The organism is Mycobacterium sp. 48b, from assembly GCF_048282725.1.
Lineage (GTDB): Bacteria > Actinomycetota > Actinomycetes > Mycobacteriales > Mycobacteriaceae > Mycobacterium.
On the sequence record NZ_JBLVUL010000001.1, the window covers coordinates 6,330,656 to 6,344,592 of the forward strand.

Annotated in this window: 15 protein-coding genes and 1 pseudogene; 9 read left to right on the forward strand and 7 right to left on the reverse strand. The window is 65.6% G+C overall.

The features are described from left to right. From ACNQR1_RS30950 to ACNQR1_RS30960, 3 genes are all read left to right on the forward strand, one after another. Nucleotides 1–1,059 (forward strand): hypothetical protein, encoded by a 1,059-nt coding sequence (locus tag ACNQR1_RS30950; RefSeq protein WP_418049358.1) that lies wholly within the window; start codon nt 1–3, stop codon nt 1,057–1,059. Nucleotides 1,060–1,216: 157 nt separating this feature from the next. Beyond that, a complete protein-coding gene (locus tag ACNQR1_RS30955; RefSeq protein ID WP_418049359.1) occupies nt 1,217–1,555 on the forward strand; it encodes a hypothetical protein in 339 nt (112 codons plus the stop codon). A gap of 221 nt (nt 1,556–1,776) precedes the next feature. Beyond that, nucleotides 1,777–3,060 carry a DUF2786 domain-containing protein gene (locus ACNQR1_RS30960; RefSeq protein ID WP_418049360.1) on the forward strand — a complete coding sequence of 428 codons (1,284 nt, stop codon included), beginning with the start codon at nt 1,777–1,779 and terminating at the stop codon, nt 3,058–3,060. Between the two features lie 26 nt (nt 3,061–3,086). Here ACNQR1_RS30960 and ACNQR1_RS30965 read toward each other — a convergent pair whose 3' ends face one another. From ACNQR1_RS30965 to ACNQR1_RS30990, 6 genes and pseudogenes are all read right to left on the reverse strand, one after another. Next, on the reverse strand, nt 3,087–4,505 hold the full coding sequence (locus tag ACNQR1_RS30965) for an SDR family NAD(P)-dependent oxidoreductase (protein WP_418049361.1): 1,419 nt from the start codon (nt 4,503–4,505) through the stop codon (nt 3,087–3,089). A gap of 65 nt (nt 4,506–4,570) precedes the next feature. After that, entirely contained in the window at nt 4,571–4,999 is a 429-nt protein-coding gene (gene arr, locus ACNQR1_RS30970) for an NAD(+)--rifampin ADP-ribosyltransferase (protein ID WP_418049362.1), read from the reverse strand. A 142-nt stretch (nt 5,000–5,141) separates the two neighbouring features. Then, the gene (locus tag ACNQR1_RS30975; protein ID WP_418049363.1) at nt 5,142–5,888 is read right to left on the reverse strand and encodes a Mut7-C RNAse domain-containing protein; all 747 of its coding nucleotides are present in this window, start codon (nt 5,886–5,888) and stop codon (nt 5,142–5,144) included. Between the two features lie 19 nt (nt 5,889–5,907). After that, nucleotides 5,908–6,783 carry a HipA domain-containing protein gene (locus tag ACNQR1_RS30980; RefSeq protein ID WP_418050566.1) on the reverse strand — a complete coding sequence of 292 codons (876 nt, stop codon included), beginning with the start codon at nt 6,781–6,783 and terminating at the stop codon, nt 5,908–5,910. 147 nt (nt 6,784–6,930) lie between these two features. Further along, a pseudogene (locus ACNQR1_RS30985) lies at nt 6,931–7,188 on the reverse strand (HipA N-terminal domain-containing protein); the annotation flags it as partial. After that, nucleotides 7,188–7,517 carry a helix-turn-helix domain-containing protein gene (locus ACNQR1_RS30990; RefSeq protein WP_418049364.1) on the reverse strand — a complete coding sequence of 110 codons (330 nt, stop codon included), beginning with the start codon at nt 7,515–7,517 and terminating at the stop codon, nt 7,188–7,190. The gene ACNQR1_RS30990 and the pseudogene ACNQR1_RS30985, both read right to left, overlap by 1 nt. A gap of 158 nt (nt 7,518–7,675) precedes the next feature. Here ACNQR1_RS30990 and ACNQR1_RS30995 point away from each other — a divergent pair, with 158 nt between their 5' ends. Both ACNQR1_RS30995 and ACNQR1_RS31000 read left to right on the forward strand, forming a co-directional pair. Next, the gene (locus ACNQR1_RS30995; RefSeq protein ID WP_418049365.1) at nt 7,676–8,692 is read left to right on the forward strand and encodes an ERCC4 domain-containing protein; all 1,017 of its coding nucleotides are present in this window, start codon (nt 7,676–7,678) and stop codon (nt 8,690–8,692) included. A 4-nt stretch (nt 8,693–8,696) separates the two neighbouring features. Then, a complete protein-coding gene (locus tag ACNQR1_RS31000) occupies nt 8,697–9,179 on the forward strand; it encodes a hypothetical protein (protein ID WP_418049366.1) in 483 nt (160 codons plus the stop codon). Here the strand turns inward: ACNQR1_RS31000 and ACNQR1_RS31005 are convergent. After that, nucleotides 9,172–10,119: a hypothetical protein gene (locus tag ACNQR1_RS31005; protein WP_418049367.1), complete on the reverse strand. Its 948-nt coding sequence runs from the start codon at nt 10,117–10,119 to the stop codon at nt 9,172–9,174. The genes ACNQR1_RS31000 and ACNQR1_RS31005 overlap by 8 nt on opposite strands. Nucleotides 10,120–10,229: 110 nt before the next feature. Here ACNQR1_RS31005 and ACNQR1_RS31010 point away from each other — a divergent pair, with 110 nt between their 5' ends. From ACNQR1_RS31010 to ACNQR1_RS31025, 4 genes are all read left to right on the forward strand, one after another. Continuing rightward, complete coding sequence (locus tag ACNQR1_RS31010) at nt 10,230–10,625, forward strand: hypothetical protein (RefSeq protein WP_418049368.1); 396 nt, start codon at nt 10,230–10,232, stop codon at nt 10,623–10,625. 220 nt (nt 10,626–10,845) lie between these two features. Then, nucleotides 10,846–11,895 (forward strand): ABC transporter permease, encoded by a 1,050-nt coding sequence (locus tag ACNQR1_RS31015; RefSeq protein ID WP_418049369.1) that lies wholly within the window; start codon nt 10,846–10,848, stop codon nt 11,893–11,895. 1 nt (nt 11,896) lies between these two features. Beyond that, the gene (locus ACNQR1_RS31020) at nt 11,897–12,886 is read left to right on the forward strand and encodes an ATP-binding cassette domain-containing protein (protein WP_418049370.1); all 990 of its coding nucleotides are present in this window, start codon (nt 11,897–11,899) and stop codon (nt 12,884–12,886) included. Between the two features lie 162 nt (nt 12,887–13,048). Continuing rightward, nucleotides 13,049–13,927, forward strand: coding sequence for a cyclopropane mycolic acid synthase family methyltransferase (locus ACNQR1_RS31025; protein WP_418050567.1), 879 nt, complete (start codon nt 13,049–13,051; stop codon nt 13,925–13,927). Nucleotides 13,928–13,937: the final 10 nt, after the last annotated feature.

Below are 13,937 nucleotides of genomic sequence, written 5' to 3' on the forward strand. Positions count from 1 at the left end.
ATGGCTAACGCGACCGGTGCACACATCCCCAGTCGCTCGCAGATCGCAGACTGGGATGTCAGGCACTTGGAGTCTGCCGACAGCCACTGGTCGGCAACCGCACAACGGTGGGAAGAGCACTTCACGACACTGCACACGGCAACTCTTTCCCCCGGCGGCACCGTATGGGAGGGGACGGGTGCTGATGCCGCGCAGGATCGGGCGTGGTCTGACCTGGTCAAAGTACGCGGCGTGGGCGACTGCCTCCACAACGCCGCGATGTCGGCACGCAACGGAGCCGACGATATTCGCTGGGCCAGGCAACGCGCATTGGATGCCATCGTTGAGGCCGAGCAGGCGGGTTTCACTATTGGGGAGGATCTTTCGGTTACCGACCGCTCCTGGACGCCTCTTATGCGCGGTTGGGAAGTCCGCCAAGTGAAAGCGGTTGAATTCGCCACCAACATCCGCACACAGGCACAGAACCTCGCGGCCGCCGACAACATCGCCGCCGGCAAGATCACTGCTGCCCTCTCCCCGCTCAAGACCGTCCGGTTCTCAGAGGCACCGAACGATGGGACCGTCCATGCGTTGGACCTCAAAGAATCACCGGCACCTTCTCCCCCATATCCGATCAATGATGTGATCGCCGAAGCAACTGACCTAGACGGCAACCACGTCGTAATGCGACGCGGATACTACGATGCGGTGACAAAAAAGGGCTTCGGGTGGGACAAGGTGTACTGGAGGCATGGCGTAGTCAACCCCAACGTCTTCAAAGACCTCATTTCCCACAGTCGGCCGGTGAAGAACGATGGTGGAACACTGGTGTACGACGTTCCGATCAACAGGGCTCACTGCACGTCCGGCCCCCTGGGTTGGGTCAGTTGCGACGACACCGGAGAAAGCGTCACGATGAGAATTGTCGTGAATACCAATGCAAATGCTGATATTCCGGACAGGGGCCAGAAAGGATTGATCACGATGTATCCCCTTGCAGGAGGGAGCGGAGTGGTGGAAATCGGACCAAATTGGACTTGGACCCCGCCTTGGGTGAACAACAATGTGCCCATCAACTGACCCCGGCGAAGCTGCGCACAGGTTCGCGGCTGAGGTGCTGCAAAAACTACTGCGGCACATCGCCGTTGAGAACAGCAAACAGTCAGATGGTGAGCGGCCAGGAGAGCGTGTTTTCCAAGTTTCCCACGCGTGGACCGACGGTCCGATGATGTACGTGGTGTACCAAACACCGCCATTGGACATCACGTGGGGATTGTCCCGCGACACCAGAGAATCCCTCATCGACTCAGGCCCCTGGGACGACGCCGACAATCCAGCGCTGTACTACTACATGCTCGATTTCGAGGAAGGATGGGCGGGGCCACTGTCACCGGAGCCGGGCAAGGATCCGGACGTAGTCCGTTGGCGCGGCGATCACTCTGACGGTCTGCCGGAGGGCCTATCCGACATCCCTTCGGCCTACCGATACAACCCAACCTCGATGGCAACCGACGAATCACAGCAGAACGACGACACTCCAAGCGCTGAACCTCGTCGATACGCGGATCCGTACTAGGTTCACCGGGCTGGCCCGTCATACAGGCGGGCCAGCCCGGCCGCCTACCTCACGGACACTTCTCCGTATCGATCCGTACCACCCCGAAGTCGATCTTGGTGCTGACAGGGCGAGCGTCGGTCGCGGCGGCGCTCGGACAGTTCGCCTGACTGCGGTGGGCTGGGGCGGTCCAACATGCGCAGCACACGCAACTTGTCGGACCCCTCCACCAGACTCCAGACATGAGCCGCCGCAACCGCCAGAAGCGCGCCGCCAAGCACAAGAACCGCCGCGCAACGTCCCAACAGAACCGCTGGAGCACTGATCCCGGGTACGACCGGGTCGCCCTCCTCGACCGCCTCACCGCGGCGCTGTACAACTCCGCATTGTGTCCCGCCCACGACGCCGAATTCCACGCCGCCGAGTTACTCGACGAATTCGCCGGCTGGCCACACGAACTCGACCTTGCCGCCGAGGGCACCTTAGCGGGCGCCATCAGCAAAGCGTGGCAGGCGGGTTGGTCGCCCAATGACCTGCACGAGTTCTCTCGTCGCCGTCTCGACGCAGCAGCAGCCGGCTACCTGGCCGAGGCCGTCGTTCGCGAGTCCCGGCACTATCCCGTCACCTCATTGCACCCGCGGTGGCGCGCCGAACTCACCGCGTTGCCCGCGGACGTCGACCACGGCGCTCCGCAGATGTTGCAGTGGGCAGACAGGAATGCCGTCGACCATCACGCAGCGTTGACGGTCGCGTTGAAGGTGTTGCGGCTCTTGGAAACCCTTCCGATCCTCGAGCAGTTGCTGCCGTTGCCCGGGGCGCACCAGCATTCGGCGGTCGCTGTGAACCCGGCCGATGCGAAAGCCCTCAGTCGTGTGCGCGGGCTGCTCGCCAAGGCAGAGGCGACCAAGTTTCCCGAAGAAGCTGAAGCGCTTTCGGCAAAGGCACAAGAACTGATGAGTAGATACTCGCTGCACCACGCGATCCGAGATCACGAAAGCGGTCGCGCAGCGGAGGCGGTCGCCCGGCGGATCTGGATCGACAGTCCCTACGTCAGCGCGAAGGCAGCACTGGTGCAGTCCGTGGCTACGGCAAACCGGTGTCGCATGGTGTGCGAGGAGAAGCTCGGATTTGTCGCCGTCATCGGCGCCAACTGCGATCTGGAATTCGTTGAGCTGCTGTCTACTTCGCTATTGGTCCAAGCCAACCGGGCGATGCTGGCCGCGGGGCGCGCAACCGGCGCCGCACAGGCCCGGACGCGCTCGTTTCGCCAATCATTTCTCCTCTCGTACGCCGCGCGCATCGGCGAACGCCTCACAGCCACCTCGAAGACAGTGGCCACCGAGGTGGACGGCACGCTGCTTCCGGTACTGGCGGCGCGCAGCCAGGCAACCGATGACCTCACCGACCGGCTCTTCCCCGCGACCGTTCCCCGCGTGATGTCGGTGTCCGACGGTGCCGGATGGTCGGCCGGACGTATCGCAGCCGACCTGGCACAGCTGGGTGTGCGTCGACGGATCGCGGGGTGATGGCTGGACGACCCGATCTGACGTCCCTACCAACTACTCGGCGAGTAATCCTTCAAAAAACACCCGTACAGATCCTCGCCCAGCTCCCCGCGCACGATCGGGTCATACACGCGCGCAGCACCATCCACCAGATCCAGCGGTGCGTGGAAACCTTCCTCGGCCAGCCGCAGCTTCGTCGGGTGCGGACGCTCGTCGGTGATCCACCCGGTGTCGACGGCGGTCATCAAGATCCCGTCCTGCTCCAGCATCTCCCCGGAACTCGTGCGGGTCAGCATGTTCAGCGCGGCCTTGGCCATGTTGGTGTGCGGGTGCCCGGGCCCCTTGTAGCCGCGGCCGAACTGGCCTTCCATCGCCGACACGTTCACCACGTACTTGCGTCGGGCAGGTGACGCGGCCATCGCCGGGCGCAGCCGGCTCACCAGAATGAACGGCGCGGTCTGGTTGCACAGCTGCACTTCGAGGAGCTCCATCGCGTCGACCTCGTGCACGCGTTGGGTCCAACTGTTCACCGACGCGGTGTCGGGCAGCAGCCCACCGGCGTCGATCGCAATCCCGGCGGCAATGCGCTCCGGCGAGGCGCTGCGGGCCTCCAAAGCAAGCGACGTCAGCGCGTGCGCGGTGGGGTGCTCGCCGAGACTCCCAGCCAGCGCGTGCGGATGCGCGTCACTGACGTGGTCGAAGGTGACCACGTCCACCAGGGCCGGCGGCGGGGTGCGCTCGGCCTCGACCAGCGCGGCATACGAGCCCGGCGGGCGGCGCACCGTCTGCGCGGCGTTGTTGATCAGGATGTCCAACGGCCCCTGCGCGGCCACCTCGTCGGCCAGGGCAACCACCTGGGCCGGGTCACGCAGGTCGATCCCCACCACCCGCAGCCGGTGCAGCCAGTCGGCGCTGTCCTCCATCGCGGCGAAGCGGCGCACCGCGTCATTGGGGAACCGGGTGGTGATCGTGGTGTGCGCGCCGTCGCGCAACAGTCGCAGCGCGATGTACATCCCGATCTTGGCGCGCCCGCCGGTGAGCAGCGCGGTGCGCCCGGTCAGGTCGGTGCGGGCATCGCGCTTGGCCCGGTTGAGAGCGGCGCAGTCCGGACAAAGCTGGTGGTAGAAGGCGTCGACCACGGTGTGATGCTGCTTGCAGATGTAGCAGGCCCGCGACCGCAGCAGCGTGCCCGCACTGGCCCCGACCGCCGTGGACACCAGCGGCAGGCCCTGCGTCTCGTCGTCGATGCGTCCCGGCGCACCCGTAGCGGTCGCGGCGATGACGGCGCGGTCGGCGGCCGCGATCGCGTCGCGTCTGGCGGTCCGACGAGCCTTCTTCAGCGCCTTGAACATCTTCGCGGTGGCCTGCCGCACAGCAACGGCGTCGGGGTGCTCGGGAGGCAGCTTGTCCACCTCGGACAGCACCCGTAGGCAGGTGCTGAGCTGGTCGGGGTCGATCGCGTTCACGATGGAAGGGTACGGGGAGTGGGCACAAATCCCCGTATCGAGCGAACCGGCGGGGCCTGGAGAGATCAGTCGTAGATGACGTCCAGTCCGCGCCGACGGAGGTCAGCCAGGCCGTCGCGCATGCCCTGCAGCTGCTCGGGTGAATGCCCCACCCAGTCGGTGAGCTCACCGACGATTCTCACCGGCTCGCGGGTGCGGTAGGAGCAGGTCGGGTTTCCGGGCAGCTTCTTGTCGGTCACGTTCGGGTCGTCCTCCAGCGCACCTTCGGGTTCGACGATGTAGATGCGGCCCGGTCCCTCACCGGCGGCCATCTCCGCTCCCCACACCGCGGCATCCAGCGTGCGGGTCACATACACGTGGTTCATGATCCGTCCGGCTTCGTAATTCGACTCCCGCCCGGGCACCAAGCAATCACCCACTGCCAGGTCAGCCTTGGTGCCGTGCAGGAGCGCACCGGACTCGTGCACCTCGAACGGTTTCGGCGTACTCGCCACAATCTCCCCCTGTCGTCGCGGATCGGAAGATTGTGCAGCACGTCCGGGGCCTTGCCGCAAGCCCCACCCCCGGCCGTATAGTGAGAGTGGGAAGAGGTCCAATGTCCTTCGCGCCCAGCCAATCCAATTCGAGCCGCAATGGTCAGAGTCGTTCGAAAAGCCCGTCGACGAGACGGGTCAACCGCTCGAAATGTGATCCGGCCCAATAGATCCGCCCACATTCCGGACACTGACTGAATTCGTCGTAGTAGCGGCGGGTCAATGGCTCAAGCCGGTCGATCACCGCCTCCTTCGTCACGGCGGCCAGCTTGCCGTTGCACCGCACGCACCGGGTGAACGGCGCCACCCGTCGTCGTAGATCCAGCCGCCGCAGCACCTCCAGCGTCTGCTCCTCGGTCTGCTGGGAGTGGACGAACAAGCCATGGGTGATCGCGCGACGTTTCAGCAGTCCACGATCGCGGGTCAGCAGGATCCGCTGCTGCTCGACACTGATATCGGCCAGCGCCTGATCGTCGGCGTCGCTGGACCACCACACGTCGAACCCGAGCACGCGAAGCACCCTTGCCAGCCGACCGAGGTTCACGTCGATCACGAACCGCGGATCCCGCAGCGGCACCGGACGCAGCCGCGCCGTCGCCCCGATGTCGAGCGCCTCGAACATCGGGTACACCGCGATGCGGTCGCCGAGGGCGGGGCGGTGCTCGAACCCGGCGGAATCCCCGTTCACCAGGATCAGGTCCACCTCGGTGTGCGGAATGCCCATCGCCTCAAGCACATCCTTGACGGTCTGATGGCTCTGGAACGGCCGGTGCACGGACAGGCCCCGCGACCCGGGGTCGAGGAAGTCGTTGAGCTCGGCGTAGGCCCGGACGGTCACGTAACCGGCCATGTCACAATGGTCGCGCTGTTCAGCGTTCCAGGTTGGGCTTCCATGTCCCGGAGACATGCTCGATGATCCGCTCTGTCATGCGTGCCGCCTCGGGTCGCACGCTCTCTGGCAGAGCCGCCGCAGCACGCGAGAACGCAGCAGGAAGGTCCATACGGAGTTCGTCCACCCAGGCCACAGCTTGGTCCGCGGGAATTCCGAGACGGCGTCCAACCTTCCTCCAATCCGAGGTGGTGACGTCGAGCATCTTCCAGTGGTCACCGATCTTCATCGAAGAGTGCAGGCGCTCGCGCTGGTTGTACGGTGCCGCAGAGGCGGCGTCATACAGCGGCGATACCTGGGCGCGTGACCCGACGAGGACGAGCGAGTAGTTCTTCGCGTGAGCGTCAGTTCCGCCGATGAGAACGTTGTAGGCCAGCGCTTTGAAGAAGCGTTCGGCGTTCACAGCGCGGTCCTCGATCGGCAGCCGGTTGAGAGGGTCAGCGATATCACCAACGCCGGGCCCTCCGTCGGACTGGTATTTCAGACTGGGGTGGACCGACAGCGCCTGGCAGATGTCTTCTTGGTGGACCCGGTGCCAGGTAGTCCCGTCATAAAGGCGGTCGTAGCGCGTCGAGGTCAACACCTGAACGTCACCGATCTCCATCACCGCGGATTCGGCTGCGAGCAGCCCGGCTTCGCTCGCAGCACGCTGGCACAGCGCCTCGTTGATGTGGTGTCGGGCGTAACCGGCAATTGCCGGCTTGACGATCACGGTCGTCGGCGTCGAATCTCGCGGGATCCCGAACCGCCCGGACGCGGGCTCCCGGAACAGCGCGACCTTGGGTTGCGCGCCGGCGAGGCTCCACCGACCCCCGAATCTGCCAGGGTCCCAGTCGGATTGATGAGAGGCGAGCACTTGGACGAGCTCTGCGAATTCAGACTCACCGAGCCATTGAATGTCACCCGGCCGAGCCCACGCGTCGGACGGATCGGCTTCGGGCGGGAGAATCTGGACTGCGCCGGCTGCGTCGCGTCCGACGTGAGCGAGCAGGGCGAAGGGATTGTTCGGTGAGACGTTGTACTCGCGCCCCCACCGCTGTCGTGCACCTTCGCTGTCAGGAAGCAGACCCTCAAGGTAGGAACGAATGGCCTTGTCCCGATGCCGATTCGACACGACAGGCAAGGACAGCGACAACGGTGTCGGATCGGCCCGCTCGGCGTACTCATCGTCATAGCTGAAACCCAGCGCTCCGTGAGCAGACTGTGTCACCGTGCCGGTCGGGATCCCGTCCAGGTAGATCCGCAACGCCCTGTCCGCCATCACCTTTTCCCTGTGCCGAACAGCGCGTCGAACGGATCAAGGGACGCGGGAGCCGTTCCGGCAGGCTTGGACTTCTCGGGAGCTCCCTTCCTGGTACGTTTTCGAGCGTTCGACGGCGCCTCGGGCGCGGTCGCCTCCAGGCTCACACCGACGACGCGAAGTGCATCGAGCACCCTTTGCGCTTCCAGTCGTGGATGCCCCTTCTCCAGCCGAACGACCCAGTCCCGACTCATGCGCAGTTGCTCGGCCAGCTCAGCCTGAGTCATTCCGCGGGCCGTGCGAGCAGAGCGGACGAGGGCGCCAACGTCGCCCATTGTCTTGACTTGCATGCTCCTCCTTGTAGTCGTTCGACGACATTTTCGATTGTAGTCGTTCGACGTCTTTTGCGAAAGAGGTCGTTCGACCACTTTCCGCACATCAGGCGTCTATCCGGCGACTCCCGGCGGCACCTCTTGGCCTCCCCACCGAATCCCGGCACAATCGCGGTGTGGCGGAGATGGTCATAGCCCTCAATCCAGATGAAGGCTCTCGCCTGCCGTACCTGCTGCGCATTCCACAACCTGGCGGCGATCTCGTGTTTCGCACTTCAGGGACGTGGCCCCGGGCCAAAGCGCTGTACTGCTATCCAGTTGGCCTCGACGAGTGGCCGACAGACGCGCAGATCGTCGAACGCGTCGCATTGCGGTCGTGCCAGCGCCGGGGTGCTGCCATCGACGTGATTCTGCAGCGGAGCCGGGAGAACCGTTCCCAGTTGGTGTTCACCACCGCCCGGGGCCGGGACGCGGTGTTCTGGCAGTCGCCGCGCACCCGCAAGCAGGCGCGCCCCAACGTGCGGACCCCGGCAGCACGCGCCCAGGGCATCGACGAGCTGCAGATCGTGGTGGACAGCCACGAGCGGTACGCCTACAAGTTCGCCGACCAGCAAGCCAATACCGTTCAACGTGCGCTGCCATGCGGCGACTATGGGCTGCTCATCGATGGGACGCTCGTCGCCAGCGTGGAGCGCAAATCCCTGGACGACCTGGTCTCCAGCCTCACCACCGGCAAGCTGCGCTATCAGGTCGCCGACCTGGCCGCGCTCCCCCGAGCGGCGGTGGTTGTCGAGGACCGCTACTCGCAGCTGTTCAAGCTCGACCGGGTACGCCCCGCCGTCGTCGCCGACGGGCTGGCAGAACTGCAGGTTCGCTGGCCGAATGTACCGATCATATTTTGCGAAGCTCGCCAACTCGCGGAAGAATGGACCTACCGGTTCCTCGCGGCCGCACATGCCTGGTCGACGGCTGAAGATGCTGCGATACAACGCATTTCACAGGTCCACGTCGACGTTGCCATCGTCTATCAGGGCACCGCGGCCCCCGGCCCGAGCACCGCCGAGGTCCGGGCCTGGGCCCGAGAAGCCGGCCTGGAGGTTCCACCCCGCGGCCGACTCCGCCCTGACATCTGGCAGGCATGGCAAGACGCTCACCGACACCCTGGGCAACGTCGAACAATCGGCCTAGCGTGAGGACATGACAGAGCAGTCACCCGCGATCACCGTGGCGCATCCGCCGAAAGGGATGATGCGCGTCGTCAACCCGGCCCTGCGGTTGATGCTGCGCACGCCGTTCGCCGGCGCCGCGCGCAAGCAGTTCATGGTGCTGACCGTGCATGGCCGAAAGACCGGACGGCAGTATGCAATTCCGTTGAGTGCGCACGTCGTCGACGACACCATCTACGCACTGACCGACGCCGGATGGAAGCACAACTTCCGCGACGGCGCCACCGCCGAAATCCTCCACGACGGCAAGACAACGACCATGCGTGGCGAACTGATCACGGACCCCGCAACTGTCGCCGAGCTGTGCCACCGCTGCGCGGAGTCCTACGGCGTCAAACGCGCCCAGCGGATGATGGGGCTGACGTTCCGCGATCAGCGCATCCCCACGCTGGCGGAGTTCACCGAGGCGGTCGGTCGTGAGCACCTCGCCGCCATCAAGCTGACCGCTACTTGAGGCAGGTGTCGAACTCATCGCGGATGCGCTGTTGCAGCGCCAACGCATCGGGCACCAGTGGTTCGGACTTGGTGCGGTCACCGTTGACGTAGTCGCACTTGCCGATCATGGCGCTGCCCGCCCAGCGTGGCTCGTCATACCGGTACTTAATGCCGTGCCAGGCCCAGATGAGGCTGACCGGATGCTCCGGACCGGCCCCGATCGCGTGAATGGTCCGCACGATGTCGTCATAGGCGGTCGCCGGGCTGGGCACGCTGAATGTCAGGCGCTCGATCTTCCCGTCGCGGATGCCGATCCACCCGGGGTTGGCGGGCGCGGCCGCGGCCAGCTGCCGGTCGATGCGTTGTTTATCCGCGAGGGTGAACGGGTTGAAGATCATCCAGTACGGGTCGGCGACCCGGTCGGCCGCGGAGACCTCGATGTTGCCCGGGGGCCGGTCGGCGAAGATGCGGACGACGGCGTCGACGGCAGCACCAGGATTCTCGGCCTCCTGGATCCGCACCTTTGACGCGTCAGGCGCGGCGCCTGCGAACCAGCTGATGTCACCGGCCGGAGTGTCTGCCCGCAGGCGACGCACCAGTCCGGTCACCTGCTCGATGTCATCCGGCAGACCGGCACTCCCGGAGATCGAGGTCTGGCGGGCCACAACGATCTTCATCTGCTGGTCGAACTTTGCGAAGTCGTCGCCGCGCAGCTCGTCGAGTTGGGCTGCCACCGCGCCGACCTGCTCGTCGCTGGCCCGGTCCATGGCCACCTTGAGTTCGAACCGGGTGCCTTCGAGGACGCCGTTGTCATAGGTCAGGTCGACGTCCGCCACTCCCGGCATCGCAGCGATGCGGTCCCGGATGTCGAGTGCTTCCTGTTCCCGGTCCGGCGCGCCGGTACATCCGCTCACGCCAACTGCCACCAACAGTGCGGCCGCAACGGCGGTGAGTCGCATGCTGATCAGCGTAAGGCTGTTGCCGGGGCCGGCGACGCGCCAATTACCGCCGAGCGGTGACACGGCCGCGGCGGTCACCATGCGCTAGCGTTGCCGCCCGAGGGGGCGCAATGGTTGAAAACCTGCTTGCCGATGGCGGAATCGCATATCAGATCGGCTCCACGATCGGCGCAATACTCTGGCCCACTGTCGGTGCCCTGTTGCTGACCATCGGTGTCCGCCGGCGCATCGCCCATACCCGGTGGGTCCGTCACGACGACGACCGATTGCTTCACCCGGACGGCTCCGGGCCGGCCGACGACCGGCCGCCGCCGCAGGCGTCCAACGGGACCTGGTTGATCGTCGGCGGTACCGTGCTGCTGGCCATCGGGCTACTGCACCTCGCCGCACTCGCCGTCGATCCCGGAACGTCGCACAGCGCGCAACATGCCCGCCTGTCAGCGACAGTGTCGCTGACAGGCGGGCACTGGACTGGTGAGGCCGGTGGGGCCAACGATGCGGGATAGACGAGAAGCGCCAGCACCGATGGGTCCGACGGGACAGGTGCGACCGGTGAGGCGATTGTCGCTGAAAAGTCGCTAGCAGGCGGGCACTTCGGTCATCCCAAAGTCGCTGTGACGGGTGTGACTGGCGGGGTCGCCGCGCCCCCACACACCAAATGCCCCAATAACCGCCATCCGCCACACCCATCTCGGTAACGTCGGGCGTGATGAGCGGGGCTCCGACGTGTTGATCGCGGCGTTACGCGATCTGCAGTGGCGCCGACGGCGATTCATGATCGCCGCAGTCGGCACCGCGTTGGTTTTTGCCATGACCTTGGTGTTGACGGGCTTGGCGAACGGTTTTCGCGTCGAGGCCGAACGCAGCGTCGACGCCCTGGGCCTCGACGCATACATGATCAAGGCCGGTGCCGCCGGACCGTTCCTGGGCTCGGCGCCGTTGCCGCTCAACGACGTTCAGCGGGCGGCCAGACTGTCGGGTGTGGTCACCGCTGTCCCACTGGTGTACGGCTCGTCGACCATCCCCGCCGGTGGAACCCCACGGAACGTGAACGTGTTCGGGGTACCGGAGCAGGGACCCGGGGCCCCGGCGCTGAAGGAGGGCCGGGCACCGCGCACCCCCGACGAGGTCGCGGTGTCGACGACGATGGGCCATCCGGTCGGCGCGGACGTCGCCGTCGGCGCCTCGAAACTGCGCGTCGTCGGTTTGGTCGATGACCTCACCGCCCTGGCCGCCCAGGACAACATCTACCTAACGGTCCCCGGCGCCCAGCAACTGCTCTTCTCCGGGCAAAAGCTGATCTCGTCGGTCGGCATAGTCGGCAACCCGGGTGCGGCGCCACCCGAGTTCCGCATCGTCGACCGGGCCGGCGCCATCGACGACATGGTGCGCCCACTGCGCGGCGCCAACCAGGCGATGAGCCTGATGGCCGGCCTGTTGTGGGCGGTCGCGGCACTGATCGTAGGCTCGGTGATCTACCTGTCCGCCCTGGAGCGCACCCGCGACTTCGCGGTGTTCAAGGCCGTCGGCGTGGCCACCCGATCCATCATGGCCGGGCTGGCGATGCAGGCCGTCGCTGTCGCCCTGCTGGCCGCACTCCTCGGTGCGGGGCTGTCGCTGGTGCTGGGCCCGCCATTTCCGATGCGCTGCGACGTCCCCACCCTGGCGTTCGTCGCGCTGCCGATCGTCGCCGTCGTGATCGGCCTGTTGGCCAGCGTCGCCGGGCTGCGCCGCGCCGTCACCATCGACCCCGCCCTGGCGTTCCGAGGACCCTGACATGGCCGACCTGCTCGTCAAAGACCTCGTCGTGGAGTACTCCAGCGGCGGCTACGCGGTGCGCCCGATCGACGGCCTCGACCTCGAAGTCCCCGCCGGATCGCTGGCAATCCTGTTGGGCCCCAGCGGTTGTGGAAAGACCACCCTGCTGTCATGTCTGGGCGGAATCCTCAAACCCACCGCCGGGCGCATCGAATTCGGTGACGTCGACGTGACCACCCTGAACAAGAAAGCGTTGTCGGACTATCGGCGTGACACCGTCGGCATTGTGTTCCAGGCCTTCAACCTGGTGCCCAGCCTGACCGCGATGGAGAACGTGATGGTGCCGCTGAGGGCGGCCGGCATGAGCCGCTACGGTTCCCGGGAACGTGCCATGGAGCTGCTGACCCGCGTCGGCCTCGAGCACCGGCTCCACCACCGCCCCGGCAATCTCAGTGGCGGACAACAACAGCGCGTCGCCGTGGCCCGCGCCATCGCCCTCGACCCGCCCCTGATCCTGGCCGACGAACCCACCGCCCACCTGGACTTCATCCAGGTCGAGGAGGTGCTCCGGCTCATCCGCGAGCTCGCCAGCGACGAACGCGTCGTCGTCGTCGCCACCCACGACACCCGCATCCTGCCGCTCGCCGACCAGGTCGTGGAACTCGTCCCCCACGTCGCCGTGGAGCATCAAGGCCCCGAAACCGTGACCATCGAAGCCGGCGAGGTGCTGTTCGCCCAGGGCGAGATGGGCGACCTGATCTACATCATCACCGACGGCGAGATCGAGCTCGCTCGCGAATTGGCCAGCGGTGGAGAGGAAGTCATCAAAACGGTCGGACCCGGCGACTACTTCGGCGAGATGGGACCGCTGTTCAGCCTGCCCCGATCGGCCACCGCCCGCGCGAAGACCGACGCGACCATCGTCGGCTACACCGTCCAGGCGTTCCGGGAACTGCTCGGCCCCACCGGCGCCCGCAACCTCATTGGGCGATCCGAACCAGAGGACTGACCCCGGGTTTCGCCAAGGGGTACCCGTGGGAAAGCCAAAGGAGTAACGTCCCGAAACGGCGTATGAAGAAAGCGGTGCGCCAGGTCAGCTACCGAATCCGAAAGATCTACGGGGCGGATAGTGACAGATTCTTCGCACCAGAAAAACACCAGAACAACGTTCATCGGCGCCGCTCCCGGGGAGCGGCACGGATCGACCGCGGACGAGGTCCGCTCGCATTACGACCTGTCCAACGAGTTCTTCCGGCTCTGGCAGGACCCCACCCAGACCTACAGCTGCGCCTACTTCGAGCGTGACGACATGACGCTGGAGCAGGCCCAGATGGCGAAAGTCGATCTCGCCTTGGGCAAACTCGGCCTGGAGCCGGGCATGACGCTGCTCGACATCGGCTGCGGTTGGGGCTCGACCATCATGCGCGCAGTGGAAAAGCACGATGTCAACGTCATCGGCCTGACCCTGTCGCACAACCAGTTGGCCCACATCGAGCAACGTTTCGCCGCGTCGGACAGCCCGCGCAGCAAAGAAGTACGGCTGCAACCCTGGGAGGATTTCGACGAACCGGTCGACCGCGTCGTATCGATCGGGGCCTTCGAGCATTTCGGCTTCGAGAAGTACGCCGACTACTTCAAGAAGACCTACGAGTTGATGCCCGACGACGGCGTGATGCTGTTGCACACCATCGTCTCGACCAGCAAGGAAGAAGTGGACGAGCTGGGCCTGCCCACCACCATGTCGCTGATGCGCTTCTTCCGGTTCATCGTCACCGAGATCTATCCGGGCGGCCGGATACCGCTCATCAAGATGGTCGAGGACCGCGCGACCGAAGCCGGCTTCCACGTCACCCGCAAACAACGGCTGCGGCCGCATTACGCCCGCACGCTCGACACCTGGGCGGCAAACCTGCAGGCCAAGAAGGACGAGGCGATCGCGATCACCTCCGAAGAGGTCTACGACCGCTACCTGAAGTACCTGACCGGCTGTGCGGACCTGTTCCGCGACGGCTACACCGACGTTTGCCAATTCACCTGCGAAAAGGCGTAACTACCGGGGA

Bases quoted from the DNA above. Each gene is read 5' to 3' on its own strand.
- ACNQR1_RS30950 (WP_418049358.1), top strand. From the start codon at position 1: ATGGCTAACGCGACCGGTGCACACATCCCCAGTCGCTCGCAGATCGCA.
- ACNQR1_RS30960 (WP_418049360.1), top strand. From the start codon at position 1,777: ATGAGCCGCCGCAACCGCCAGAAGCGCGCCGCCAAGCACAAGAACCGC.
- ACNQR1_RS30975 (WP_418049363.1), bottom strand. From the start codon at position 5,888: ATGGCCGGTTACGTGACCGTCCGGGCCTACGCCGAGCTCAACGACTTC.
- ACNQR1_RS30990 (WP_418049364.1), bottom strand. From the start codon at position 7,517: ATGCAAGTCAAGACAATGGGCGACGTTGGCGCCCTCGTCCGCTCTGCT.
- ACNQR1_RS31000 (WP_418049366.1), top strand. From the start codon at position 8,697: ATGACAGAGCAGTCACCCGCGATCACCGTGGCGCATCCGCCGAAAGGG.
- ACNQR1_RS31005 (WP_418049367.1), bottom strand. From the start codon at position 10,119: ATGCGACTCACCGCCGTTGCGGCCGCACTGTTGGTGGCAGTTGGCGTG.
- ACNQR1_RS31010 (WP_418049368.1), top strand. From the start codon at position 10,230: ATGGTTGAAAACCTGCTTGCCGATGGCGGAATCGCATATCAGATCGGC.
- ACNQR1_RS31020 (WP_418049370.1), top strand. From the start codon at position 11,897: ATGGCCGACCTGCTCGTCAAAGACCTCGTCGTGGAGTACTCCAGCGGC.